21 protein-coding genes are annotated in these 24,370 nt (G+C 72.7%); 14 read left to right on the plus strand and 7 right to left on the minus strand.

The genetic code is table 11. The annotated features are described in order from the left end of the window. The first annotated feature begins 139 nt into the window (after window positions 1-139). The 8 genes from OC439_RS22625 to OC439_RS22660 all read left to right on the plus strand — a co-directional run bounded on the left by OC439_RS22625 (window position 140) and on the right by OC439_RS22660 (window position 8,690). On the plus strand, window positions 140-1,369 hold the full coding sequence (locus OC439_RS22625) for a deoxyguanosinetriphosphate triphosphohydrolase (RefSeq protein WP_262015176.1): 1,230 nt from the start codon (window positions 140-142) through the stop codon (window positions 1,367-1,369). Window positions 1,370-1,408: 39 nt separating this feature from the next. Beyond that, window positions 1,409-2,245 carry a siderophore-interacting protein gene (locus OC439_RS22630; protein ID WP_262015177.1) on the plus strand — a complete coding sequence of 279 codons (837 nt, stop codon included), beginning with the start codon at window positions 1,409-1,411 and terminating at the stop codon, window positions 2,243-2,245. Between the two features lie 194 nt (window positions 2,246-2,439). Next, entirely contained in the window at window positions 2,440-4,059 is a 1,620-nt protein-coding gene (locus tag OC439_RS22635; protein WP_262015178.1) for a BCCT family transporter, read from the plus strand. A gap of 44 nt (window positions 4,060-4,103) precedes the next feature. After that, complete coding sequence (locus OC439_RS22640; protein ID WP_262015179.1) at window positions 4,104-5,078, plus strand: ABC transporter ATP-binding protein; 975 nt, start codon at window positions 4,104-4,106, stop codon at window positions 5,076-5,078. Beyond that, the gene (locus OC439_RS22645) at window positions 5,075-5,923 is read left to right on the plus strand and encodes an ABC transporter permease (protein ID WP_262015180.1); all 849 of its coding nucleotides are present in this window, start codon (window positions 5,075-5,077) and stop codon (window positions 5,921-5,923) included. The genes OC439_RS22640 and OC439_RS22645 overlap by 4 nt, the downstream gene beginning before the upstream one ends. A gap of 10 nt (window positions 5,924-5,933) precedes the next feature. Next, on the plus strand, window positions 5,934-6,179 hold the full coding sequence (locus OC439_RS22650) for a helix-turn-helix transcriptional regulator (protein WP_013287928.1): 246 nt from the start codon (window positions 5,934-5,936) through the stop codon (window positions 6,177-6,179). 73 nt (window positions 6,180-6,252) lie between these two features. Then, window positions 6,253-8,148, plus strand: coding sequence for a DNA primase (gene dnaG / locus OC439_RS22655; protein WP_262015181.1), 1,896 nt, complete (start codon window positions 6,253-6,255; stop codon window positions 8,146-8,148). Next, on the plus strand, window positions 8,148-8,690 hold the full coding sequence (locus tag OC439_RS22660) for a hypothetical protein (RefSeq protein WP_262015182.1): 543 nt from the start codon (window positions 8,148-8,150) through the stop codon (window positions 8,688-8,690). Before dnaG ends, OC439_RS22660 begins: the two co-directional genes overlap by 1 nt. Window positions 8,691-8,693: 3 nt before the next feature. Here OC439_RS22660 and OC439_RS22665 read toward each other — a convergent pair whose 3' ends face one another. Together OC439_RS22665 and OC439_RS22670 are read right to left on the minus strand one after the other, a co-directional pair. Next, the gene (locus tag OC439_RS22665; RefSeq protein WP_194802315.1) at window positions 8,694-9,068 is read right to left on the minus strand and encodes a type II toxin-antitoxin system VapC family toxin; all 375 of its coding nucleotides are present in this window, start codon (window positions 9,066-9,068) and stop codon (window positions 8,694-8,696) included. After that, window positions 9,065-9,319, minus strand: coding sequence for a type II toxin-antitoxin system Phd/YefM family antitoxin (locus OC439_RS22670; protein ID WP_194802314.1), 255 nt, complete (start codon window positions 9,317-9,319; stop codon window positions 9,065-9,067). The genes OC439_RS22665 and OC439_RS22670 overlap by 4 nt, the downstream gene beginning before the upstream one ends. 108 nt (window positions 9,320-9,427) lie before the next feature. Between OC439_RS22670 and OC439_RS22675 the strand changes: the two genes are divergently transcribed. After that, window positions 9,428-9,967: a GNAT family N-acetyltransferase gene (locus OC439_RS22675; protein ID WP_262015183.1), complete on the plus strand. Its 540-nt coding sequence runs from the start codon at window positions 9,428-9,430 to the stop codon at window positions 9,965-9,967. A 48-nt stretch (window positions 9,968-10,015) separates the two neighbouring features. Here OC439_RS22675 and OC439_RS22680 read toward each other — a convergent pair whose 3' ends face one another. From OC439_RS22680 to OC439_RS22700, 5 genes are all read right to left on the minus strand, one after another. Beyond that, the gene (locus OC439_RS22680) at window positions 10,016-10,984 is read right to left on the minus strand and encodes a TAXI family TRAP transporter solute-binding subunit (protein WP_262015184.1); all 969 of its coding nucleotides are present in this window, start codon (window positions 10,982-10,984) and stop codon (window positions 10,016-10,018) included. Then, window positions 10,981-11,373, minus strand: a complete 393-nt coding sequence (locus OC439_RS22685) for a roadblock/LC7 domain-containing protein (RefSeq protein WP_135241543.1) — start codon at window positions 11,371-11,373, stop codon at window positions 10,981-10,983. Before OC439_RS22685 ends, OC439_RS22680 begins: the two co-directional genes overlap by 4 nt. Beyond that, window positions 11,370-13,706: a nitrate- and nitrite sensing domain-containing protein gene (locus OC439_RS22690; protein WP_262015185.1), complete on the minus strand. Its 2,337-nt coding sequence runs from the start codon at window positions 13,704-13,706 to the stop codon at window positions 11,370-11,372. Before OC439_RS22690 ends, OC439_RS22685 begins: the two co-directional genes overlap by 4 nt. Window positions 13,707-13,770: 64 nt before the next feature. Next, window positions 13,771-14,790, minus strand: a complete 1,020-nt coding sequence (locus tag OC439_RS22695) for a TAXI family TRAP transporter solute-binding subunit (protein WP_262015186.1) — start codon at window positions 14,788-14,790, stop codon at window positions 13,771-13,773. Further along, window positions 14,766-17,027: a TRAP transporter permease gene (locus tag OC439_RS22700; RefSeq protein ID WP_262015187.1), complete on the minus strand. Its 2,262-nt coding sequence runs from the start codon at window positions 17,025-17,027 to the stop codon at window positions 14,766-14,768. Before OC439_RS22700 ends, OC439_RS22695 begins: the two co-directional genes overlap by 25 nt. 1,014 nt (window positions 17,028-18,041) lie before the next feature. Between OC439_RS22700 and OC439_RS22705 the strand changes: the two genes are divergently transcribed. From OC439_RS22705 to OC439_RS22725, 5 genes are all read left to right on the plus strand, one after another. Further along, a complete protein-coding gene (locus OC439_RS22705; protein WP_262015188.1) occupies window positions 18,042-19,133 on the plus strand; it encodes a YihY/virulence factor BrkB family protein in 1,092 nt (363 codons plus the stop codon). Window positions 19,134-19,336: 203 nt separating this feature from the next. Next, on the plus strand, window positions 19,337-20,515 hold the full coding sequence (locus OC439_RS22710; RefSeq protein WP_128137267.1) for an ROK family protein: 1,179 nt from the start codon (window positions 19,337-19,339) through the stop codon (window positions 20,513-20,515). Further along, window positions 20,512-22,092 (plus strand): sugar ABC transporter ATP-binding protein, encoded by a 1,581-nt coding sequence (locus OC439_RS22715; RefSeq protein ID WP_262015189.1) that lies wholly within the window; start codon window positions 20,512-20,514, stop codon window positions 22,090-22,092. Before OC439_RS22710 ends, OC439_RS22715 begins: the two co-directional genes overlap by 4 nt. Beyond that, window positions 22,089-23,177 (plus strand): ABC transporter permease, encoded by a 1,089-nt coding sequence (locus tag OC439_RS22720; RefSeq protein ID WP_262015190.1) that lies wholly within the window; start codon window positions 22,089-22,091, stop codon window positions 23,175-23,177. The genes OC439_RS22715 and OC439_RS22720 overlap by 4 nt, the downstream gene beginning before the upstream one ends. Before the next feature lie 91 nt (window positions 23,178-23,268). Further along, window positions 23,269-24,321 (plus strand): substrate-binding domain-containing protein, encoded by a 1,053-nt coding sequence (locus OC439_RS22725; RefSeq protein WP_262015191.1) that lies wholly within the window; start codon window positions 23,269-23,271, stop codon window positions 24,319-24,321. Window positions 24,322-24,370 lie beyond the last annotated feature (49 nt).

Below are 24,370 nucleotides of genomic sequence, written 5' to 3' on the forward strand. Positions count from 1 at the left end.
GCGACCTCAGCGGTCCGGGAGCGCGAGGAGCGAGCCGGTTTTGCGAGCCCCGCAGTCGCGACCTCAGCGGTCCGGGAGCGCGAGGAGTGAGCCGGTTTTGCGAGCCCCGCAGTCGCGACCCCCTGCCAGTCCGGGAGAAGTGAGCGGCGACGCGGCGCGGCTGGTCGACGAGGCGCCCAAGGACACCGGGTACGGCCGGTCGCCGTTCGAGCGGGACCGCGCCCGCGTGCTGCACTCGGCGGCGTTCCGCCGGCTCGCCGCGAAGACGCAGGTGCACACCGCCGGCACGAACGACTTCCTGCGTACCCGGCTGACCCACTCGCTGGAGGTCGCGCAGATCGCCCGCGAGATGGGCGCCCGGCTGGGCTGCGACCCGGACGTGGTGGACACCGCCGGGCTGGCCCACGACCTGGGCCACCCGCCGTTCGGGCACAACGGCGAGTACGCGCTGGACGAACTGGCGGCCGCCTGCGGCGGCTTCGAGGGCAACGCGCAGACGCTGCGGGTGCTCACCCGGCTGGAGGCCAAGGTGCTCACCCCGGACGGACGTTCGGCAGGGCTGAACCTGACCCGGGCCGCGCTGGACGCGGTGAGCAAGTACCCGTGGCCGCGCCGCCCCGGCGAGCGCAAGTTCGGCGTGTACGCCGACGACCGCCAGGTCTTCGACTGGCTGCGCGAGGGCGCCCCGCCCGGCGCGCGGCGTTGCCTGGAGGCCCAGGTGATGGACTGGGCCGACGACGTGGCGTACTCGGTGCACGACGTCGAGGACGGCATCCACGGCGGGTACGTCGACCTGCGCCCGCTGCTGGCCGACGCGGACGAGCGGCGGGCGCTCTGCGCCGACGTGGCCGCCACCTACTCGGGTGAGGCGCCGGAGGACCTGGGCGAGGTGCTGGCCGACCTGCTCGCCGATCCGGTGCTCGCGCCGCTGGCCGCGTACGACGGCAGCCACCGTGCGCTCGCCGCGTTGAAGGCCACCACGAGCGTGCTCACCGGCCGGTTCGTCGCCGGCGTGGTGGAGGCCACGCAGGAGCGCCACGGCCCCGGTCCGCACCGCCGCTACGACGCCGACCTTGTGGTGCCGCGCCGGATCCGGGCGCAGTGTGCGCTGCTCAAGGGCATCGCCCTGCGGTACGTGATGCGCCGTCCCGGCGCCGAGGACCGCTACGGGCGGCAGCGGGACGTGCTGACCGGGCTGGTCGCGGCGCTGCTGGACCGGGCGCCGGACGCGCTCGACCCGGTGTTCGCGCCGCTGTGGCGGGACGCGGCGGACGACGCCGCCCGGCTGCGCGTGGTGGTCGACCAGGTCGCCTCGCTCACCGATCCGGCCGCGCTGGCCTGGCACGCCCGTCTGGTGTCGCCGAGCTGACCGGATCACCCTGCCGGAGCTTAGGCTAGCCTAAGCGGCATGACGGATCGCCCGAAGAAGCTCACCGCCGCCACGGTCGTCCGGACCACGCGGCCCACCCCGCACCTGATCCGCCTCGTGCTGGGAGGTCCGGAGCTGGCCGGGCTGCCCGTGGGCGCGTACACCGACCACTACGTGAAGTTCGTTTTCCCACCGGCCGAGGTGACCTATCCGCACCCGGTCGACCTGGCGACGATCAAGCGGGAGTTCCCGGCGGAGCAGTGGCCGCGCCTGCGCGCGTACACCGTCCGGGCCTGGGACGCCGCGGCGGGTGAGATGACAGTGGACGTGGTGCACCACGGCGACGAGGGTCTGGCCGGGCCGTGGGCGGCGGCGCTGCGTCCCGGCGACAGGGTGTTGTTCACCGGGCCGGGCGGTGCGTACGCGCCGGACCCGGCCGCCGACTGGCATCTGCTGGCGGGCGACGAGAGCGCGCTGCCGGCCATCGCCGCCGCCCTGGAGCGGCTGCCCGCGGGCGCTCCCGCGAAGGTGTACGTCGAGGTCGGCGGCCCGTCCGACGAACTGCCACTGGCCGGTGCGGACGGGGTCGAGGTGCGCTGGCTGCACCGCGACGGGCGCCCGTACGGCGCGCCGCTGGTCGAGGCGGTCCGGGCGCTGGAGTTCCCGCCCGGCCGGGTGCACGCGTTCGTGCACGGTGAGGCCGGCGCGGTGAAGGAGCTACGGCGGCTGCTGCGCGTGGAGCGCGGCGTGCCGCGGGGTGACCTGTCCATCTCCGGCTACTGGCGGCGCGGCCTGGACGACGAGGGCTGGCGGTCCACCAAGCCGGCCTGGAACGCCGCGGTGGAGGCCGAGGAGGCCGCCGCCGTCGTGTCCTGACCCGCCCCGCCCTCCCCGCCCCCGCCCCGCCCCGCCCCGCCCTCGCCGCCCCGCTCCCGACGCCGATCTTGGAGTTGTGGCACCTCTGATACCAGCGTGAAGCCGGCATTCCGGGCGCCACAACTCCAAGATCGACGGAGGCGGAGTGGGGCGTTTCGTCCTACCCGGGCGGCTGCGCTGCCCAGGATGGGGCCATGGGGGAAGACGTGGGCAAGCGGGTCGACCGGGTGGTGCTCGGGCTCGGCGTGGCCGGCGTGCTGGCCGTGGTGGCCTGGGGCGTGTTCGCCCGGGGCTCGCTGGCCCGGTTCGGCGAGTCCGGCCTGGCCTGGACCGTGAGCACGTTCGGCTGGTTCTTCGTGGTCGCGGCGGACGCCTTCCTGGTGTTGGCGGTGGTCGTGGCCGCCTCCCGGTTCGGCCGGATCCGGCTCGGGGCCGACGACGACGAGCCGGAGTTCGACACGCTGGCCTGGATCGCCATGATGTTCAGCGCCGGCATGGGCATCGGCCTGGTGTTCTTCGCCGTCGCCGAACCGATCCAGCACTACGCGACGCCGCCGCCCGCGTCCGGCGTCGAGCCGCAGACCGGTGCTGCCGCGGCGACGGCCATGCAGTACACGCTCTTCCACTGGACGCTGCATCCGTGGGGCATCTACGCGATCGCGGCGCTGGCGCTGGCGTACTCGACGTTCCGCAAGGGGCGTGGTAACCGGATCTCGTCCGCGTTCGCGCCGCTGCTCGGGGACCGGACCGAGGGCCCGCTCGGTCGGGCGATCGACCTGCTCGCCGTCTTCGCCACCGTGTTCGGCTCCGCGACCAGCCTCGGTCTGGGCGCGCTCCAGGTGGCGGCCGGCCTGGATCTGGTGGCCGGCGTGCCGGACAGCCGGGCCGTCGAGCTGACGATCATCGGCGCGCTCACACTCGCGTTCGTCGTCTCCGCGTTCTCCGGCCTGCACCGGGGCGTGAAGTGGCTGTCCACCACGAACGTGCTGATCGCGGTCGTGCTGATGCTGTTCGTGTTCGTGGTCGGTCCGACCGTCTACACGCTGGAGGTGCTGCCGGCCTCGGTCGGTGACTACCTGAGCGGCCTGGTGCGCATGTCTACGCGTACCGGGGCGTTCTCCGATCCTGCCTGGCTGGGCTCGTGGACGATCTTCTACTGGGCGTGGTGGATCTCCTGGGCGCCGTTCGTGGGCACGTTCATCGCCCGCATCTCGCGCGGCCGCACGGTCCGCCAGTTCCTGATCGGGGTGCTGCTGATACCCAGCGGCGCGAGCACCGTCTGGTTCGCGGTGATGGGCGGGACCGCCCTGCGTACGCAGACCACCGGCACCCGCGATCTGGTGGCGGACGTGGACGCCGGGTCCGAGCAGGGGCTGTTCGGGCTGCTCGACGCGCTGCCGCTGGCCACGCTGACGAGCGTGCTCGCCATGGTGCTGATCGGTCTCTACTTCGTCACCAGCGCGGACTCGGCGTCGCTGGTGCTCGGCTCGCTCAGCTCGCGGGGCGCGTTGCGGCCACACCGCGGGGTGGTGGTGCTCTGGGGCGTGCTGATCGGCGCGGTCGCGGCGGCGTTGCTGCTGGCCGGCGGCCTGGCCGCGCTGCAACAGGCGACCATCCTGGTCGCGTTGCCGTTCGTCGTGGTGATGTTGGGCCTGGCCGTCGCGGTGCTCCGGGAGATGGCCGCCGATCCGATGCTGCGCGCCGGGCCCCGGCCCCGCCGCTCCGGCCTGGCCGCCGCGGTGAACGCGGCCCGGTCGTACGAGGAGGAGGAACCGGCCCCCGTCACGCGCTGGTTCCACCGCCCACGCTCCTGAGTGGGGGTACCTCTGTTTGTAGTATGAGTGCTACATTCCGAGGCATGACTGCGGTCGAACTTCCCGGGGCCGTCGCGTCCCCCCGACCGCCCGACGAGGATCTCGTCCTCGACGTGCGGGATCTGCGTATGCGCTACGGCGCCGTCGACGTGCTGCACGGCGTCGACCTGACCGCCCGGCGGGGCGAGGTGGTGGCGCTGCTCGGGCCCAACGGCGCGGGCAAGACCACCACCATCGAGATCCTCGAAGGCTTCCGGCTGCCCTCGGCCGGCACGGTGCGCGTGCTCGGCACCGACCCGGCGCGCGGTGACGAGCGGTGGCGCGCACGACTGGGCGTGGTGCTGCAGTCCTGGCGCGACCACGGCAAGTGGCGGGTACGGGAGCTGCTCGCCCACCTCGGCGACTTCTACGCGCCGTACGCCACCGACCGGATCGCGCGCCCGTGGCCGGTGGACGAGCTGCTGGAGACGGTGGGCCTGGCCGCGCACGCCGGCAGCCGGGTGTCCCGGCTCTCCGGTGGTCAGCGTCGCCGGCTCGACGTCGCTGTCGGCATCGTGGGCCGGCCGGAACTGCTGTTCCTGGACGAGCCCACCGTCGGCTTCGACCCGGCCGCCCGGCGCGAGTTCCACGAGCTGGTGCACCGCCTGGCCGACCTGGACGAGACCACCATCGTGCTGACCACGCACGACCTGGCCGAGGCGGAGAAGCTGGCCGACCGCATCCTCATCCTGGCCGGCGGCCGGATCATCGCCGAGGGGTCGCCCGACCAGCTCGCCCGGCGTGTCGCGGGGGACGCCGAGGTGCGCTGGACCCGGGACGGCGAGCGGTACGTGCACGCCACCGCCGACGCCACCGCGTTCCTGCGCGACCTGCTCCGTGAGCACGGCGACCGGATACGCGAGCTGGAGGTGCGCCGGGCCAGCCTGGAGGACGCGTACCTGGCGCTGGTGCACGAGGAGGAGACAGGCATCCGTACCGGCCGGGCCGAGCGGGTGTGGCAGCAGGAGGCGAACCGATGAACCCGACCACCAACGCGCTACGGGCCGGGCTGCGGCGCGGCGTGATCGAGCTGCGCGCCACGTTCACCAACGGCCAGGATCTCTGGACCTACTTCTTCCCCACAGTGGTGCTGCTGATCGCCGTGTTCTGGATGCGCGGCTCGACTGTGCCCGGCACCGACTTCTCGCTCGGCGCCCGTACGCTGCCCAGCGCGCTCGGCATGGGCCTGCTCTTCGGCGGCCTGCTCGGGCTGGCCAACCAGCTCGTCATCGACCGGGAGGACGGCACGCTGCTGCGCGCCAAGGCGATCCCGGACGGCATGCTCGGCTACCTGGTCGGCAAGATCGTGCTGGTCTCGGCGGTCGCACTGATCGGCGTGGTCATCCAGCTCACGCCGGGGCTGTTCTTCCTCGACGGGCTGCGGCTCGGCGACCCCGGCGCCTGGCTCACGCTGGCCTGGGTGGTGCCGCTCGGGCTGGTGGCGACGCTGCCGCTGGGCGCGGTGATCGGCTCGCTGGTGGAGAACCCCCGCAACATGGGCCTGGTGATGCCGATCTTCGGTCTCATCGCGCTGTCCGGCATCTTCTACCCGATCAACGGCCTGCCCGGCTGGCTCCAGGGCGTCGCCCAGGTGTTCCCGCTCTACTGGCTAGGCTTGGGCATGCGCTCGGCGCTGCTCCCCGGCGACCTCGCGGCCGTCGAACTCGGCGGCTCCTGGCGGCACCTGGAGACGGTCGGCGTGCTCGGCGCCTGGGCGGTGCTCGGGCTCGTGCTGGCCCCGGTGGTGCTGCGCCGGATGGCCCGCCGGGAGTCCGGCTCGCGGGTCGCGGCCCGGCGGGAGCGGGCCATGCAGCGGGTCGGATGAGAGGGCGTCGATGAGCGAGACCGTGCACAACCGCATCGCGGTGCTGCGCGCCGAACGGGGCATCTCCCGCCGGCAACTGGCCGACGCGCTCGGTGTGCACTACCAGACCGTCGGTTACCTGGAGCGCGGCGAGTTCCGGCCCAGCCTGCACCTGGCGCTGCGCATCGCCGCGTACTTCGAGGTGCCGGTCGAGGTGGTCTTCTCGATCGAGCCGTTCCCGCGTATCGGCGACCCCGCGGCGGCCCGCTCGGCCTGAGCCGGCGGGGACGGGCGTGGCCGGCCACACGCCCGTCCCCCCGGCCGCCGGAACGTCGGTCCGGCAGGGCAGGATGTACGCCGAGGGGGTGGCGGTCATGGCGGGGCGGATCCGGGACGAGGACATCGCGCTGGTCCGCGAGCGTACCGCCATCGCGGACGTCATCTCCGAGGTGGTGACGCTCAAGTCGGCCGGCGGCGGCAACCTCAAGGGGCTCTGCCCGTTCCACGACGAGAAGAGCCCGTCGTTCAACGTCTCGCCCGCCCGCAACGTGTTCTACTGCTTCGGCTGCGGGGTCGGCGGCGACGCGATCAAGTTCCTGATGGACGCCGAGCACCTCAGCTTCGTCGAGTCCGTCGAGCGGCTGGCCGCCCGCGCCGGCATCCAGTTGCGCTACGTCGAGGACGACAGGTCGGCGCCGCGTCCCCGCCCGCAGCAGGGGCAGCGGCAGCGCCTGGTGGCCGCGCACGCCGCCGCCGTCGACTTCTACCGGGCCCAGCTCACCACCGCCGGCGCGCGCCCGGCCCGCGAGTTCCTCGCCGGGCGCGGCTTCGACCGGGCCGCCGCCGAGCGGTACGGCTGCGGCTTCGCCCCCGACGGGTGGGACCTGCTCACCAAGCACCTGCGTCAGCAGGGCTTCACCCACGACGAGCTGGTCACCGCCGGGCTGTCCCGCCCGGCCCGCTCCGGTTCGCTGATCGACAGGTTCCGCCGCCGCCTGATGTGGCCGATCCGGGACATCACCGGCGACGTGATCGGCTTCGGCGCCCGCAAGCTGTTCGACGACGACGACGGCCCGAAATACCTGAACACCCCCGAGACGCCGATCTACAAGAAGTCGCACGTGCTCTACGGCATCGACCAGGCCAAGCGGGAGATCGCCAAGCAGGGCAAGGTGGTGGTGGTCGAGGGCTACACCGACGTGATGGCCTGCCACCTGGCCGACGTGCCGACGGCGGTGGCTACCTGCGGCACCGCGTTCGGCGGCGACCACATCTCGGTGCTGCGCCGGGTGCTGTTCGACAGCGACGAGCGGGCCGGTGAGATCATCTTCACCTTCGACGGCGACGCGGCCGGGCAGAAGGCCGCGCTGCGCGCCTTCGAGGACGACCAGCGCTTCGTCGGGCGTACCTTCATCGCGGTCAGCCCCGACAACATGGACCCGTGCGATCTGCGCCTGGCAAAGGGCGACCTGGCCGTACGCGACCTGGTGGCCCGCCGCGAGCCCCTGGTGGACTTCGCACTCCGGCACGTGATCAACCGGTTCGACCTGGACACCGTCGACGGCCGGGTCGAGGCCATGCGCCGCGCCGCGCCGCTCGTGGCGAAGATCAAGGACCGGGAGAAGCGCCCGGAGTACGTCCGCAAACTCGCCGGCGACCTCGGCATGGAGATCGAGCCGGTGCAGCGCGCGGTGCTGGCCGCCGCGAACGGGCAACCGGCCCCCGGTGGGCCCGCCGCGTCCGGGCGCCCCCGCCCGAACGCGCCCACTGTGGACAGCCCTCGCTCCATGGTGGAGCGGGAGGCGCTGAAGCTGGCGTTGCAGGAGCCGGTCCTGGCCGGCCCGATGTTCGACGCGGTCGAGGCGACCGACTACCAGCATCCGGTGCACCTCGCGGTACGCGCCGCCGTGGCCGCGGCAGGCGGGGCGTCCGGCGCCACCGGCGGCGCGGTCTGGATCGAGCGGGTCCGCGATGCCTGCGACGACCTGGCCGGGCAGGCGTTGATCGGCGAGCTGGCGGTGGAACCGCTGCGTATCGACGGCGAGCCCGACCCGCGGTACGTCTCGATCACCATGGCTCGGCTCCAGTGGAGTTCGGTCACCGGCCGCATCCGTGACCTGAAGTCGAAGATCCAGCGAGTCAACCCGGTGAGCAACAAGGACGAGTACTTCGCCCTGTTCGGGGAACTGCTCTCGCTGGAACAGCACGCACGGGCACTGCGCGAGCAGGCCGCCGGAGGTTTGTGATGGGTCTGTTCAACCGCCGGCCGAAACTGCCCTCGGCGGACCGGCCGCCGCTGGTCGCCGACGAGCGGGTGCTCGCCTGGGCCGCCGCCGGCACCGGCGAGGGCGGCAACGACGGCGTGCTGGTCGCCAGCAACCGCGGGCTCTGGCTGCCCGGCCGGGTGGACCGCCTCGGCTGGCACGACATCCTCAAGGCGGTCTGGTCCGGCCGGGAACTCACCGTCACGCCGGCCGAGCCGGTCGCCGAGCGCGACGGCTACCTGGTGGTCGCGGACGGCCTCCCCGAGACGTACCTGCTCGTCGACCCGGGTGACCTGCCGCACCAGGTCCGGGCCCGGGTCACCGGCTCGGTGGCGTACACCTCGCACCACGAGGTGCCCGGCGGCTCCGGGCGGATCGCGGCCCGGCGGGTGCCCGGGGTCGACGGCCTGACCTGGACGGTCCGCTACGACCCGGGGACGCCGACCGACGACGAGGCGGTGACCGACGAGACCGCCCGGCTGGTCGCGGCGGCGCGGGCCGCCACCACCCCCGCCGACGCCTGACACCTACACCTTGAGGACGTCGACGTCGTAGAGCGGGATGGAGGCGTCGCGGGTGGCCAGGGTCAGGTTCTCCGTGATCGCCTGCGCCACCAGCATCCGGTCGAAGGGATCCCGGTGATGCGGCGGCAGGCGGCCTGCGGTGATGGCGTGGTCGTGGGTCACCGGGAGTTCACGGAAACCCATGTCCCGCACCCGCTCCGCGAGGTCGGGAGGACCGGAGAGCTTTCCCGCCTGCTGCTTGATGGTGATCTCCCAGAGGCTGACCGGGGAGAGGAAGACATCGGGGTCGTGGCGTAGCCGGTCGAGGAACTCGACGCCGAGGGTGGCGTCGCCGGTGATGGCCCAGAGCGCGACGTGGGTGTCCAGCAGCAGGGTCATGCGCCGATTCCGAAGTCGGCGGCGATCTCGGCGTTGGTCTGTGGCGAGTCCCAGTCACCGGAGAGGTCCACCTGCCCGGCGAGGGAGCCGACCGCCGTGCGGTCGGTTCGGCGCACGAGCGGCACGACCTTCGCCACGGGGGTGCCCGCCCGGTCGATGATGATCTCTTCGCCGCGTTCCACCCGCTCGATGATGCGCGACAGGTGGGTCTTGGCGTCATGCATGTTGTAGTGCGCAGCCTCAGCAGACACAGCGCGACCTCCTCAGTTAGCTAAGCACTTAGTTTAGGCGTGTGGGGCGCCCGGCGGCGGCCGGATAATCCGGTCGAGTGGCTGCGGCCCGGCTGTTAGCGTCGCGGGATGTTCGCCACCGACCGGGTCCGCCTGCGTACCCCCACCCCCGACGACGCACCGGACCTGTTCCGCCTGCACGCCGATCCGGAACTGCACCTGATCACCGACGACGGGCCGTTCCTGCCGCACCACGTCGGGCAGGTCCGGGCCCGGCTGGAGAAGCGCGTCGGCGAGCAGCCGGACGCGGGCGCCGCGGTGTCGCTGCTGGCCGAGACCGTCGCCGACGGCACGTTCCTCGGCACCGGCGTGCTGTGGGGGATCGACACGTTCAGCAGGCTCGCCCACCTCGGCATCACGCTGCTCCCCGAGGCGCGCGGCCAGGGCTACGGCACCGAGGTGATCCGGCTGCTCTGCCGGTACGGCTTCCGCAACCGCAACCTGCGCCGCCTGGAGATCGAGACGCTCGCCGCCAACACGGCCATGCGGCGTACCGCCGAGCGATGCGGTTTCGTCCACGAGGGCACCCAGCGGGAGCGCGGGTACGACGGCGACGGCTTCGGAGACATGGTGATCTACGGCCTGCTGCGGCGCGACTGGACGCCGTGAGCAGGCGCGGTCCCGCCCCGGCGCGGTCGAGGCGGCGCGGTCCCGCGCTCAGCCGGTGCGGTAGAACCGCTGCGCGCCCGGATGCAACGGGATCGGGCGGGTCGACGCGGCGCTGGACCGGTTGAAATTCGCCGCCTCCGGGTGCACCTGGATCAACTCGCCCTGCCAGGTGAACAGCACCCGGGTCAGGTCGTACGCCAGCTGGTCCGGCATGTCCGCCCCCACCAGGATCACGTTCGCCACCGTGATGGTCGGCGTCGGCTCGGGTGTCCCGTACACCTCCTTCGGCAGCGTCGCCGTGGTGTAGACGGCGCCGAAGCGGGCGCTCAACGGCTCGATCAGCTCGTCGATCGGCAGCAGCCGGAACGTGCCCGGTGCGGACGAGAGCAGATCCTTGACACCGGGGGTGGGCAGACCGCCGGAGAAGAACATGGCGTCCAGGCCCTTCGCCCGCATCCGCTTGACCGTCTCCGGCAGCGACAGGTTGAACCGCTGGATGTCCCGGTTCGGGTCCATGCCACCGGCGGTGAGCAGGCGCCCGGCGATGATGTCGGTGCCGGACTTCGGCGAACCGGTGGAGATGCGCTTGCCGCGCAGGTCGGCGAAGCTGCGGATCTTGCCGTCGGCGCGGACGATCACGTGCGTGTAGTTGCTGTAGACCCGGGCCAGCGCGCGTACCGGCTGCGGCTGCTTGTCGAACGCCCCGCGCCCGTCGACCGCGTCCGCCGCCGTGTCGGCCAGGCTGAACGCGATCTCCATGTCGCCGCTCGCCACCCGGGTGATGTTCTCCACCGACGCGCCGGTCGGCTCGGCCCGCGCCTCGTACCCGGGCAGATGGCGGGTGATCAGGTCGGCGTACCCGCCGCCGAGCTGGTAGTACACGCCTGTGGTGTTGCCGGTGGCCAGGAAGATCCGCCCGCCGTGCCACGCCTCCGGCGCGGAGTCCTCGGCCGCGCACCCAGCCACCAGCACCGCCGTCATCAGCGCGGCGGTCAGCCGCAGCCGGCGGCCGTTCACCGGCGGACCGCCGGTTCCAGCGCCTCCGCCACCCGCTGCACCAGCGTCGCCGTCTCGTAGCCGATCTGACCCAGGTCGCAGCCGGGCGCGGCCAGCACGCCGAGCAGCGCCCGCTCACCCACCGCCATCACCAGCATCACCCCGCCGTCCATGTCCACGATCTGCTGGCGTACCCGGCCGGCGGACATCAGCCGGGCCGCGCCCACGGTCAGGCTCGCCAGCCCGCTGATCACCGCGGAGAGCTGGTCGACCTGGTCCGGGGCGAGATCGGGCGAGGACGCCAGCCGCAACCCGTCCTCGGAGACCGCGAGCGCGTGCGAGACGTCCGGCACCTGCTCGGCGAAGTTCGCCAGCAGCCAGTCCAGTCCGGTGGTGGACGGTGAGGTCATGGTCTTCTCCCGTTGGGTGTGGTGTTCGGGGCACGGCGGGTCGCGCTGGCCACCCCCTCGGCGAGGGCGGACAGCCGGGCACGTACCACTTCGGGGTCGAGCAGGTCGACGGCCGGCGGCGGCGCGGTGGTGTCCGGCATCGGCTCGGGCAGGTGGCCGCCCACCTGCCGCCGGGGAAGCCCGGCGGCGGTGGTCGGGACGGGCGTCGGCGGCACGCTCACCGGCCGGATCCGCGCCGTGCTCGGCGCCAGCAACGCGCCACCCGGCGTGCGGACCGCGGCGACGCCACGCACCGGCCCGACGGCCGTGGCGCTGGTGACGAGACTGCGGCCGGCGGCCGGCCCGGACTTGAACCAGGCGGCGGCGCGCGGCCGCCGCTCGGCGGCCGGCCGGGACGCCACCGACTCGACCCGGGTCAGCACCGATTCCGGTACGTCGACCTGCGCCACAGTGCCGGTACCGGGGTTGTGCAACTGCACCCGGATCCCGTGCCGGGCGGCCAGGTGGGCCACCACGTGCAGGCCCATGCTGCCCGCCGCCGCGCTGGACAGCGTGGCCGGCGCGGCCAGCCGCTCGTTGATCTCGGTCAGCCGGCTCTCGCTGACGCCGATGCCCTGGTCGCGGACGCGCAGCACCAGCCCGTCGACCGTGCGCCGGCCGTCGACGAGCACCCGGGCCTCCGGTGGCGAGTAGACGGTGGCGTTCTCCAGCAGCTCCGCCAGCAGGTGCACCAGGTTGCCGGCCGCCGTGCCGTGCACCGCGGCGGTCGGCACGTCGATCTCCACCCGCGGGTAGTCCTCGATCTCGGACGCCGCCGCCCGCACCACGTCGTCCAGCAGCAACGCGCCCTCGTGCCCCCGGCCGGGCTCACCACCGGCGAGCACCAGCAGGTTCTCCCCGTTGCGGCGCAACCGGGCGGCGAGGTGGTCCAGCGCGAACAGCCGCGCCAGCGCGTCCGGGTCGGTCTCCTCGCGCTCGAAGTCGTCGAGCAGCCGCAACTGCCGGGTGATGAGCGTCCGGATGCGCCGGGCCAGCGCCTCCGCCATCCGGGTCACGTCCAGCCGCAACTCGGCCTGCTGACCGGCCAGCCGCAACGCGGCCCGGTTCACCGTGTCGAACGCCTCGGCGACCTGCGCCACCTCGTCCCGGCCGCGTCTGATCCCGTCGGTCATCCGGGTCGCCGGGCCCTCCGCCGGGGTCCGCTCGCCCGCCGCGATCGCGGTGATCCGTTCCGGCAGTTCCCGGTTCGCCATGGTCAGCGCGGCCACCCGCAGCCGGCGCAACCGGCGGCTCGTACGGACCGCCAGCAGCACGGCGGTGAGGAGCGAGCCGAGCGCGACCGTGCTCGTCGCGCCGGCGGTCAGCACCGCACGCAACCGGGCCGCCCCGGCCAGGTCCGCCGCGTCCCGGTCCAGCCCGTCGGACAGGTCCCGGCCGAGCAGGTTGTACCGGCGGATCGCGCCGCTCTGCGCCACGTACCAGGCGTCGCCGTCGCTCTTCAGCGCGTCCGGCGCGCCGTCGGTGTCGAGCACCGTGTCGCGCATCCGCCGGGCCGCCGTCACGTCCGTGCCGTCGACCTTGCGGTACCAGGCGGTTCTCGACGAGTCGGAGGCGATCCGCAGGAACTCGGCCTGCCGCTGCTCCCGGGCACCCCGCAACCGGCCCAGCCGGGCCAGCTCACCGCGTTCCAGCCCGCCCCGGACGAACACCGCCCGCAGCAGGTCGCGCTCCAGCGAGGACAGGTGCTCCTGGGCGGCCACCGCGGCCACCTCACGGGCCTGGTTGGCCAGATCGGCGTCGCGGAGCTGGCTCGGCAGCGCGTCCGCGACCGCGAGCAGCGACTCCACGAGCGACACGTACGCCGGGTCGGCGTCCTCGCCGGCCACCGCCTGCTCCCGGGTGGGCGCGAGCTTGTCCAGGCGCCGGCTGGCGTCGTTGAGCACGGGTGTCAGGTCGGGGGCGGCCCGGCGGGCGTCACCCTGCGCCGCGCGGTAGCGATCGACAGCGGTGTCCACCCGGCGTCGCTGCGCGTCCACGAGCGGGCGACCCGACGTACCGCCGCGCTGGCGCAACGCGGCCGTCTCGCCCAGCTCGCGCTCCAGCTCGTGCACCAGCCGTACGGTCGCGGTGGCGGTGCCGGCCAGCACGCGGGCCCGGTCGGCGTCGGCGGACGCGTCGAGCGCCGCGCCGGTCTGCGCCGCCCCCAGCACGACCAGGCCGGCGGTAGCCACCAGGATCGGGGCCAGCAGTTGGACGCGAACCGAGCGGAGGCGTCCGGTGCGGTCCGCGGAGCGGTGATGCCGGCGTACGCGAGCCGGGTGGGGCAGCGGCACGGGGGTCTCCGGGTCGGGTCGGTGGGCCGGGCCCGGACGCACGTCCGGGCCCGGCCCGTTCAGGTCAGCTCGCGCCGAGGTCGCTCAGCGCCCGCTCCGCGCCACGGTGCAGCGGCACCGGGTCGGTCTTGCGGGCGTTGCCCAGCTCGATGCCCTTCGCCGCCGGGTTCGCCTGGGCCAGGGCGTCCTTGGAGTCGAACACCGTCCGGGTGATCGCGCAGGCCACGTCGGCGTCCAGGTCGTCCCGCACCAGCAGCACGTTCGGCACCACGATGGTGGGCACGTCGGCCGGGGTCCGGTAGATGTCCTTGCCGATGGTGCCCGCCTGGTACGCCGGGTTCAGCTCGGCCATCTTCGGCAGCAGCGGGCTGATGTCGACGAACTTCACCTTGTCTCCGGACGTGGTGAACAGGTCGGTGACCCCGCCGGTCGGTACGCCGCCGGACCAGAAGAAGCCGTCGATGCTGCCGTCCTTCATGCCGTCGACGGTCTTGGTGAGGTCCAGCCGCTGCGCCTGGATGTCCTTGGCCGGGTCCAGCCCGGCGGCGGTGAGCAGGCGGTTGGCGATGACCTCGGTGCCGGACTTCGGCGACCCGGTGGAGATCTTCTTGCCCTTCATGTCGGCCACCGACGTGATCCCCGCGTCGGCGCGGACCACCACCTGCGTGTAGTTGTCGTAGATCCGGGCCAGCGCCTTCACCGGCTGCGGCGCGGTGAAGCTCCCCTTGCCCTGCACCGCGTTGACGGCGGTGTCGAACAGGGAGAACGCCACGTCGTACTGGCCGGCGACGAGCTGCTCGACGTTCTGCACCGAGGCGCCGGTCTCGGCGGCCGTCCCGGTGAGCTTGCCGTCGGTGGTCTTGCTCAGCTCACCGGCGAGCGCGTTGCCGACCACGTAGTAGACGCCGGTGGCGTTTCCGGTGGCGATGCCGACCCGGGTGTCCTTGGTGACCTTGCAGCTGACCTCGCGGGCGGCGTCGTCCTTCGCCGCGCCGTCCTGACGGCCCCCGCAGCCGGCGGCACCGGCGGCGACCAGGACAAGTGCCCCGACGCCCGCCACTATCCTCGCGTCGATCCGTCCCACTCTCTCTCCTCCCCAAGGTCCACGGATTCTTCGACCGCCGGGCTGCCGGGGTGCCCGGCGGCGCCACGTCGGACGTACACGCCCGCGACCGCGAGCGCGGCGAGTGCCGCGCCGATCGCCATGGGCAGCGGTTCCAGCCAGAGCAGCACCAGCCCGGCGATCGCGCCGACGATCCGCTCCGGCACGCCGGCCGGGCCCACACCGGGTAGCCAGCCGCCGGCCGCGACTGCCAGCACCGCGACGCCGAGCGCCGACACCAGGCCGGCCGTCACGATTCGCCCGGGCCCGCCGATGCCGAGCAGCCCGAGGCCGGTCGGCGTGATGACGAAGGCCAGCGGGATCAGGTACGCCGGCAGCGCGTACCGCAGGGTCTGCCACATGGTCGGCACCAGCCGGCCGCCGGTGACCGCGGCGGCGGCGACAGCTGCGAGCGCGGTCGGCGGCGAGACCTCGGACAGCACCGCGAAGTAGAAGACGAACATGGCCGCTGCGGGCGCCTCGACGCCCAGGTTCAGCAGCGCCGGGCCGATGATCACCCAGCCGATGACGAACGACGCGGTGACCGGCACGGCGAGGCCGAGCAGGCTGAGCGCGACGGCGGCGAGCACCGCGGTCAGCGCCAGCACCACCGCCGGCTCCGAGCTGACCGCCTGCGCGCCGTCGATCAGCAGCGCGGCGGCCTGCGGCCCGAGACCGGTCTTCGTGGTGGTGGCGGTGATGATGCCGGCCGCGGCGCAGACGGCGCTCACCGCGAGCACCCCGCGTACGCCGTCGCGCAGCGCCGCCACCAGCCGGGCGGGCGTGAGCCGGTGCCGGCGGTCCAGGAAGGACAGCGCCGCCGCGATCACGGTGGCGATGACGACCGCCCGCATCGCCGACGCGCCGAGCGCCAGCACCACGATGATCACGAGAAGCGAGAGGAAGTGGTAGCCGAAGCGGGCCAGCAGCCGCCACGCCGAGCCGGTGTCGATGACCACCGGGCGCACGCCGGAGCGCCGGGCGTCGATCTCGACGGAGAGCAGGATGCCCAGGTAGTAGAGGATCGTCGGCACCGTGGCCCAGCCGAGCACCTGGAGGTAGGACACGCCCAGGTACTCGGCGATGATGAACGCGGCGGCGCCCAGCGTCGGCGGCGACAGGATCGCCCCCACGCCGGCCGCGGCGAGCATGCCGCCCGCCCGCTCGGCCGGGTAGCCGGCGCGACGCAGGATCGGCCAGGTCACCGCGCCGATGCTGACTGTGGTGGCGGCGCCGGAGCCGGAGACCGTGCCGAGCAGGAAACCCGAGGCGACTGCGGTACGCCCGGCGGCCGTCCGCGAGCGGCGGAACGCGGCGGCGGACAGCTCCACGAAGAACCGGCCCGCGCCGGACAGGTCGAGCACCGCGCCGTAGATCGTGAACAGCACGATGTACGAGGCGGCCACGTCCAGCGGGGTGCCGTAGAAGCCGCTGTCGGAGTTGTAGAACGCGTCGACGAGCTGCCCGAAGTCGAGCCCCGCGTGCGCCACCGGCCAGGACTGCGGCAGCAGGCCGCCGTAGTAGCCGTACCCCAGGAACAGCACGCACACCGCGGGCAGGATCCATCCGGTGGTACGCCGGCACGCCTCCAGCAGCAGGAGCAGCAGCCCGGTGCCGAACGCCACGTCCAGCGGATCCAGCAGGCCCTGCCGGTCGAGGAAGGCGTCGTACCCGCCGCCACCGGCACCGATGGTGACCGGCAGCACCGGGTAGAGGCAGACGACGAGCGCCGCGAGGGCCAGCAGCCAGTCCACGGGCGTGGGCCCGCGCCGGTCGTCCGCGTCGGCCTCGGCGCGTCGCAGCCGCACCCCCGAGGGGTACGCGAGGAACACCACCGGCAGGACGCCGGCCAGGAAGAAGATGAGGTAGTACTTGCTGCCCTGGGCCAGCGGGAAGAACACCTGCCAGAGCGTCAGCAGTCCGACCGCGACGGTGACGCCGGTGAAGAGGACCCCGACCGGGCCGGCGAGCACCCGTCCCGGTTTCTCCTCCTCGAACCGGGCCGCCAGCTCACGGGCGTCCCGGGTCTGGTCCGGGCTCTCGCCCTTGTCGCGGGCTTCGTTCTCGTCCCGGGTGTGGTGCTCGTCCGCGGTGTGCTCGCCTGCGGTGTGGTGCGCTGCTCGGCTGTGGTGGTGCGTCTCGCCCGGCCCGTCGTCGGCCCACTCGGGCCCGGCGACGCTTCCGTCGTCCGGCGGCAGCGACACCACCTCGGCGTCCACGTCGGACCCCGGTCGTCCGCCGGACGGCGGCCGGGGTTTGGGGGGAGTCGCGTCGGAGGGGCGAACGGACGGCACGAGGGGGCACGATACGCGAATAGCGCGCATGTTGGGAACATTGCCGATCGTGATTGCAATGAGTGACGGAATGGAGGTTCGCTCACTCGCGTCGCATATTTCTTGAAACTGTCTCGCAATGATGGGAGGCGGTCTCTCGCGGCTCTCTCCCGATATCTCTTACAACGATGAAAAGCGGGCGTGCCCGTGATGCTTGTCGTCACGCAACGTGTCCACTCAGGTGGGTGCGTCTCCCGTGTCGGCTCGCGCGGGCGGCACCCGTCGCGCCGGGACGTGCGCGCTCGTGCCCGCCGCGCTCACCCGGTGGGGAAATGGCCGGAGAGCGTGTTCGCCGGCTCGCGTTTCCAGGAGCATCTCCACTTCCCCGAGGTGGTGGCATCGGAGGACGGATCACGCGTCACTTCAGCGCCCCGGCCGTCGCCGTCCGTACGCCGCCGCTCTCGCTTTCGCGCACGCCGGTGGTCGACCTCGGTGAGTGGAACGTCATGGGTGCTTCCGGTCCCGTTTGACACCCATGACGTTCCACTCGTCGTGACGGTCGTCGAGATGGTGGCGATTGGTGGTCGCGGGGGAGCGGCCGCCCGCCCGGATTTCGGGCGGGGAGTGGCGGGGGGCCGGTGGGAGCGCCGCCCCCGCCTCCTTTGCTCTGCACCCATCGGCGCACATGGTTACGGAGCGTGTCCGCCGCGCGCATGGCTGCAGAGCAAACGGCGGCGAGAGGGGTGAAGGCGGCGGCAGGGTGCGAGCAGTGGGGCGCGGGTGGGGGCGCGGGCGGAAGTCGAGGGCAGGGCTCGGCCGGGGACCGGGCCGGCAGGGAAGGGGCAGGGAAGGGGCGGGGACCGGTCGCCGGCGGTCGAGTGACCGGTTTGCGGGTGCGGTGGTTATCGCTGCCCTCGTCAGGGCATGTCGTGCGGGACGACATGACGACGAGGAGGTGCCATGGCCGCCCGCGACGACGCCCACGACGTCCACGAGGACACCCGCGACGGGCGCGAGGACGCCCCCGCCGTGCGCGACGACGCCCGCGCCGGGCACGACCGGCCCGACGGGCGGAAGCACGCCGGACCGGTGGGGCCGGACGACGGGCCGGACAGCCCGACCGACCTGTCGGCGACGGGCTGGATGGCGACCCTCAAGCGGACCGTCCGGGAGTTCCAGGACGACAGCCTGACCGACTGGGCCGCCGCGCTCACCTACTACGGCGTCCTCTCCATCTTCCCGGGCGTACTGGTGCTGATCTCGGTGCTGGGCCTGCTCGGCGACCGGGCCGCCGAGGGGGTACGGGACACCGTCGGGCAGGCGGTGCCGGAGGAGAACATCCGCCGCATCATCGAGAGCGCGATCGACCAGGCCGGCCAGTCCGGCGGGCTGGCGAGCATCGCGGCGATCATCGGTCTGGTGGCGGCGTTCTGGTCGGCGTCGGGCTACGTCGCCGCGTTCATGCGCGCCTCGAACAGCATCTACGACGTGCCGGAGGGGCGGCCGATCTGGAAGACGCTGCCGGTACGCCTCGGTGTGACCGCGGTGATCGGCGTGATGCTGCTGATCAGCGCCGTGATCGTGGTGTTCACCGGCGGGCTGGCCGAGCAGGCCGGCAACGCGATCGGCCTGGGCGAGACCGCCGTGACGGTGTGGAACATCGCCAAGTGGCCGGTGCTGCTGGTGCTGGTGAGCCTGATGTTCGCGATCCTCTACTGGGCCTCGCCGAACGCCCGGCACGGCGGCTTCCGCTGGGTCAGCCCCGGCGGCGTGCTCGCGGTGGTGCTCTGGCTGGTCGTGTCCGGCCTGTTCGCGCTCTACGTGAGCAACTTCGGGTCGTACAACAAGACGTACGGCGCGGTGGCCGGTGTGATCATCTTCCTGGTGTGGCTGTGGCTGAGCAACGTCGCGATCCTGCTGGGCGCGGAGTTCGACGCCGAGCTGGAGCGCAGCCGCGCCATCGCGGCGGGGCACCCGGCCGACGAGGAGCCCTACGTGGAGCTGCGCGACGATCGCAAGCTGCGCAAGAAGGGCCACGCGCCCTCCCACTGACCCGAGAACGCACCCGACCCGAGATCGCGTCGCCCTGCCCGGAAGTCACACGGGCGGGGCGGCGCGTTTTCATGATCCGGAACTCGCTTTTGTTCGTATGGACAAAAGTTTGCATCAGGCGTGCCGAAGCTATGGACATGCGGCCCGGAAGGCTCCTACTGTGTCGGACACGACACACAACGCCGATGCGGAGGTGACTGCCGGTGCGGACGGTCGACCCCCTGCACGTACGGCTTCTGCGACTGCTCCGGGACGAGGGCGCGGTGTCCCGCGCCGAACTCGGCGACCGGCTCCAGATGCCCCGTCCGCGCCTGCTCGCCGAGCTGGAACGCCTGGTCTCCCTCGGATACGTGGCCGAGGCCGGGCTGGCCGCCTCCCGGGGCGGGCGCCGTTCCACGCTCGTCGAGCTGAGCCCGCACCTGCGCTTCGCCGCCGTCGACCTGGGCGCCAGCTCGATCGACGTGGAGGTGGTGAACGGCAGGCTGGAGACGGTGGCGGCCTACACCGAGGCCGCCGACATCCGCTCCGGCCCGAAGGTGACGCTCCAGCGGGTGAACGAGCTGCTGCACAAGGCCAAGGTGGACGGCGCGTACGAGCGGCTCGACGCGGTGGGCATCGGCGTACCGGGGCCGGTCAGCTTCCGTGACGGCGTCCCGGTCTCCCCGCCGATCATGCCCGGCTGGGACCGGTTCCCGGTCCGCGAACTGCTCACCCGCGAGCACGGCTGCCCGGCGGTGGTCGACAACGACGTCAACATCATGGCGATCGGCGAGCGGCACGGCGGCGTGGCCCACTCCGTCGACGACTTCCTGTTCATCAAGATCGGTACCGGCATCGGCTGCGGCATCTACCTGCACGGCGAGGTCTACCGGGGCACCGACGGCTGCGCCGGGGACATCGGCCACATCCAGGTCGACCCGAACGGTCCGATGTGCAGCTGCGGGAACCTCGGCTGCCTGGAGGCGGTGTTCAGCGGCGCCGCGCTGGCCCGGGAGGCGACTGTGGCGGCCCGCACCGAGGTGTCGCCGGCGCTGGCCGAGCGGCTGGCCGCCCGGGGCGTGGTGACCGCGCTGGACGTGGCGCAGGGGGCGATCGAGGGGGACGTCACCTGCATCCAGCTCATCCGCGACGGCGGACGGCGGGTCGGCAGCGTACTGGCCGGGCTGGTCAGCTTCACCAACCCGTCGATGATCGTCATCGGCGGCGGGCTCGCCCAGCTCGGCCACATCCTGCTCGCCGAGATCCGCAGCGTCGTCTACCGCCGCTCGCTGCCGCTCGCCACCGGCAACCTGCCCGTCGTCCTGTCCGAGCTGGGCCCGCGCGCCGGCGTCGCCGGCGCCGCGGTGCTGGCGAGTGACCTCGCGTTCGGAGAAGCAGCATGAGCGAGATCGGACAGCCCGAGGCCCGGCCGCTCGTCGAGGCGCCCGCCGACGCCGTCGCGGGCGAGGTGGTCCTGCGCCTCACCGACGTCGTCAAGACGTTCCCGGGGGTACGCGCGCTCGACGGCGTGCAACTGGAGGTGCGGGCCGGTGAGGTGCACTGCCTGCTGGGGCAGAACGGCGCCGGCAAGTCCACCCTCATCAAGGTGCTGGCCGGGGTGCACCGACCGGACTCCGGCGAGGTGCGCTGGCGCGGCGAGCCGGCCTCGTTCGCCAACCCGCAGGCCGCCATGCGCGCCGGCATCGCCACCATCTACCAGGAACTCGACCTGGTCGACGACCTGTCGGTGGCGGAGAACGCGTTCCTCGGCCACGAGCCGCGCCGGTTCGGTTTCGTCCGGCGGGGGCACATGGCCCGGCGTACCCGGCAGATCCTGGCCCGGCTCGGCCACCCGGAGATCCCGCCGGGACGGCTGGTGCGGCACCTGCCCGCCGCGGGCAAGCAGATCGTCAGCATGGCCCGGGCGCTGTCCCACGAGGCTCGGCTGATCATCATGGACGAGCCGAGCGCGGTGCTTGCCCACGACGAGGTGGCGAACCTGTTCCGGATCATCCGGGAACTCACCGCGCAGGGCATCGCGGTCATCTACATCTCGCACCGGCTGGAGGAGATCCGCGAGATCGGCGACCGGGTCACCGTACTCAAGGACGGCCGGACCACGGCGGCGAGCCTGCCGGCCCGCGAGACACCGACCCGCGACCTGGTCGCCCGGATGACCGGGCGGACCATCGAGTACGTCTTCCCGCAGCGCCCGGCCGACCACGGGGGCGGCGCGGAGCTGTTGCGGGTGGACGGGCTGACCCGGCCCGGCGAGTTCGCCGACGTCTCGCTCGGGGTCCGGGCGGGAGAGATCGTCGGCATCGCCGGGCTGGTCGGCTCGGGCCGGTCGGAGCTGCTGGAGACCATCTTCGGCGCGCGCCGGGCGCACGCCGGGACGGTCCGGGTGAACGGCCGCGCGCTGCGCCCCGGGAGCGTGGGCGCGGCGGTACGGGCCGGGATGGGCATGGCACCGGAGGAACGCAAGAGCCAGGCGCTGCTGCTCGGCGAACCGATCTACCGCAACGTCACGCTCGCCACGTTCAGCCGGTACGCCCGCCTCGGCTTCACCGACACCGGGCGGGAACGCGCCGAGGCGGACCGGATCGCCGCGTCGCTGGAGCTGCGGCCCCGGGACGTACGCCGGCCGGTGCGCACGCTGTCCGGCGGCAACCAGCAGAAGGTGGTGGTCGGGCGGTGGCTGCTCGGTGACACCCGGCTGTTGCTGCTCGACGAGCCGACCCGGGGCGTGGACGTGGGCGCTCGCGCCGAGCTGTACCAGGTGATCCGCGATCTGGCCGCCCGCGGCGTCGGGGTGCTGCTGGTCTCCAGCGAGGTGCCCGAGGTGCTGGGCCTGGCCGACCGGGTGCTGGTGATGCGGGAGGGCCGGGTGGTCCGCGAGGCCCCGGCCGGCGAACTGGACGAGAACACCGTGCTCGACCTCGTCATGGCGGGGTCCCTCATGGAAGGCGCACCGGCATGAGCGAAGCCACTGACACCTCGCTGCCCGCGCAGTCGCCGCCGGTGGAGCGGGCGGAGACCGCGAAGGTCGGCGCGCCGGCGCGGCTCTCCTGGTGGCGCGGCGACGGCGGGGAGGGCGCCAAGCGCAACCTCGGCCTGCTCGCCACGCTGGTCGTGCTGGTGGTCATCGGCATCCTGACCCGCCCCGACCTCTACGGCGACCCGAACTGGGTGTGGGGCAACACGCTCACCATCGGAAAGCTCGCCTCGGTGGTGGGCGTGGTCACCGTCGGCATGACCTTCGTGATCATCGGCGGCGGCATCGACCTGTCGGTCGGCGCGATCGTCGCGCTCGCCGGGGTCTGGTGCACCACAGTCGCGACGCAGAGCTACGGCGCGGGCGGCATGATCTTCACCGCGCTCACCGTTGGGCTCGCCGTCGGCGTGGTGAACGGGCTGCTCGTGTCGTACGGGCGGCTGGTGCCGTTCATCGCCACGCTCGCCATGCTCGTCGCAGCGCGAGGGCTGGCGGCGGAGATCTCCGACAAGCAGACCCAGGTGTCGGGCAACACGTTCATCAACGGCATCGCCAGCACGAACGTGCTCGGCATCCCGCTGCTGGTCTACATCCTGGTGGCGGTGGTGGCGGCCGGGTGGGTGCTGTTGAACCGGACCACGTTCGGCCGCCGTACGGTGGCGGTCGGCGGCAATCCGGAGGCGGCCCGGCTGGCCGGCATCAACGTCCGCCGGCACACCGTGATGCTCTACGCGCTGTCCGGCCTGTGCTGCGGCATCGCCGCGGTCATGCTGACCGCGCAGGCCACCTCCGCGCAGGCGGCGATGGCCAACCTCTACGAGCTGGACGCGATCGCCGCCGCGATCATCGGCGGCACGCTGCTCAGCGGCGGGCGGGGAACGATCATCGGCTCCCTGCTCGGAGTGATCATCTTCTCCACGATCACCAACCTGTTCGCCATCAACAACCTCTCCGCCGAGGCCCAGAACATGGTCAAGGGCGGCATCATCGTCGCCGCCGTCCTGGTCCAGCAGGTGCAGTTCGGCAGCCTCACCCAGTTCTTCGCCCGCAACCGGGCCACCACCACCTGACCCCACGCGCACATCCCGGCCGCCGTCGTACCGACGGTGGTCCGGTCCGCCACACCCGAAACCACCCCACCACCTCATCCCAGGAGGCGTCATGAGAACACCGCGCCATGACCTGTCCCGCCGCCGGCTGCTCTTCGGCGGGGCCGCCGTCTCCGCCGGGGTGCTGCTCGCCGGCTGCACCAGCAACGAGCAGAACCCGACCGAGGCGCAGACCAAGGCGGCCGGTTCCGGCGCCAACACCGAGACGGGCAAGAAGGTGAGCATCGGCTTCTCCGCCCCCGCCGCCGACCACGGCTGGATCGCCGCCATCACCAACAACGCCAAGGCGCAGGCCGGGGCGTACCAGGACGTGGAGCTGAAGTCGGTCGAGGCCGGCGCGGACGCGGCGGCCCAGCGGGCGGCGCTGTCCACGCTGATCTCGCAGAAGCCCGACGTGATCGTGCTGCTGCCGCACGACGGCAAGGAACTCAACGCGTTCGGCCTGGAGGCGATGAAGGCCGGCATCCCGGTGGTCAACCTGGACCGGGCCTTCCCGGACGCGCGGGCCTACCGGCTGCAGATCAAGGGCGACAACTACGGCATGGGGGTGGCCGCCGCCACCTACATCGCCGAGCAGTTCAAGGCCAAGGGCGTCAGCAACCCGGTGATCGGCGAGATCCCCGGCATCGAGTCGCTGGAGCTGACCCAGGAACGGTCGAAGGGGTTCGCCGACACGCTCGCCTCGTACGGGTTCAAGGTCGCCAACCGGCGGCCTGCGGAGTTCACCGTGGACTCCGGTCAGCAGGCCGCCACCGGCCTGTTCCAGGCGCTGCCGAAGATCGACGCGGTCTGGAACCACGACGACGACCAGGGCATCGGCGTGCTCGCGGCGGTCAACCAGGCCAACCGCAAGGAATTCATCATGGTCGGCGGCGCCGGCTCCAAGAAGGCCATGGAGGACATCGCCGCCGACAACACCGTTCTCAAGGCCACAGTCACCTACAGCCCGTCGATGGCTTCCTCGGCCATCTCCCTGGCCCGCCTGATCGGCCAGGGCAAGGGCATGTCCGACCTGGTCGAACTCCAGGTACCGAAGGAGATCGTGCTCGCCTCCGAGACGATCACCAAGGAGAACGCGAGCGACTACCTGAAGCTCGGGTTCTGACACACGGGGGGAGACCCACCTTGTCCAGTCACGACAGCATCCTGCGGGT

This window comes from Micromonospora sp. Mcm103 (genome assembly GCF_024519755.1).
GTDB lineage: Bacteria > Actinomycetota > Actinomycetes > Mycobacteriales > Micromonosporaceae > Micromonospora > Micromonospora aurantiaca.

Excerpts from the sequence above, each read along its gene's own strand:
- OC439_RS22630 (WP_262015177.1), top strand. The coding sequence starts at position 1,409 with ATGACGGATCGCCCGAAGAAGCTCACCGCCGCCACGGTCGTCCGGACC.
- OC439_RS22635 (WP_262015178.1), top strand. The coding sequence starts at position 2,440 with ATGGGGGAAGACGTGGGCAAGCGGGTCGACCGGGTGGTGCTCGGGCTC.
- OC439_RS22640 (WP_262015179.1), top strand. The coding sequence starts at position 4,104 with ATGACTGCGGTCGAACTTCCCGGGGCCGTCGCGTCCCCCCGACCGCCC.
- OC439_RS22645 (WP_262015180.1), top strand. The coding sequence starts at position 5,075 with ATGAACCCGACCACCAACGCGCTACGGGCCGGGCTGCGGCGCGGCGTG.
- OC439_RS22650 (WP_013287928.1), top strand. The coding sequence starts at position 5,934 with ATGAGCGAGACCGTGCACAACCGCATCGCGGTGCTGCGCGCCGAACGG.
- dnaG (WP_262015181.1), top strand. The coding sequence starts at position 6,253 with ATGTACGCCGAGGGGGTGGCGGTCATGGCGGGGCGGATCCGGGACGAG.
- OC439_RS22660 (WP_262015182.1), top strand. The coding sequence starts at position 8,148 with ATGGGTCTGTTCAACCGCCGGCCGAAACTGCCCTCGGCGGACCGGCCG.
- OC439_RS22665 (WP_194802315.1), bottom strand. The coding sequence starts at position 9,068 with ATGACCCTGCTGCTGGACACCCACGTCGCGCTCTGGGCCATCACCGGC.
- OC439_RS22675 (WP_262015183.1), top strand. The coding sequence starts at position 9,428 with ATGTTCGCCACCGACCGGGTCCGCCTGCGTACCCCCACCCCCGACGAC.
- OC439_RS22685 (WP_135241543.1), bottom strand. The coding sequence starts at position 11,373 with ATGACCTCACCGTCCACCACCGGACTGGACTGGCTGCTGGCGAACTTC.
- OC439_RS22705 (WP_262015188.1), top strand. The coding sequence starts at position 18,042 with ATGGCCGCCCGCGACGACGCCCACGACGTCCACGAGGACACCCGCGAC.
- OC439_RS22715 (WP_262015189.1), top strand. The coding sequence starts at position 20,512 with ATGAGCGAGATCGGACAGCCCGAGGCCCGGCCGCTCGTCGAGGCGCCC.
- OC439_RS22720 (WP_262015190.1), top strand. The coding sequence starts at position 22,089 with ATGAGCGAAGCCACTGACACCTCGCTGCCCGCGCAGTCGCCGCCGGTG.
- OC439_RS22725 (WP_262015191.1), top strand. The coding sequence starts at position 23,269 with ATGAGAACACCGCGCCATGACCTGTCCCGCCGCCGGCTGCTCTTCGGC.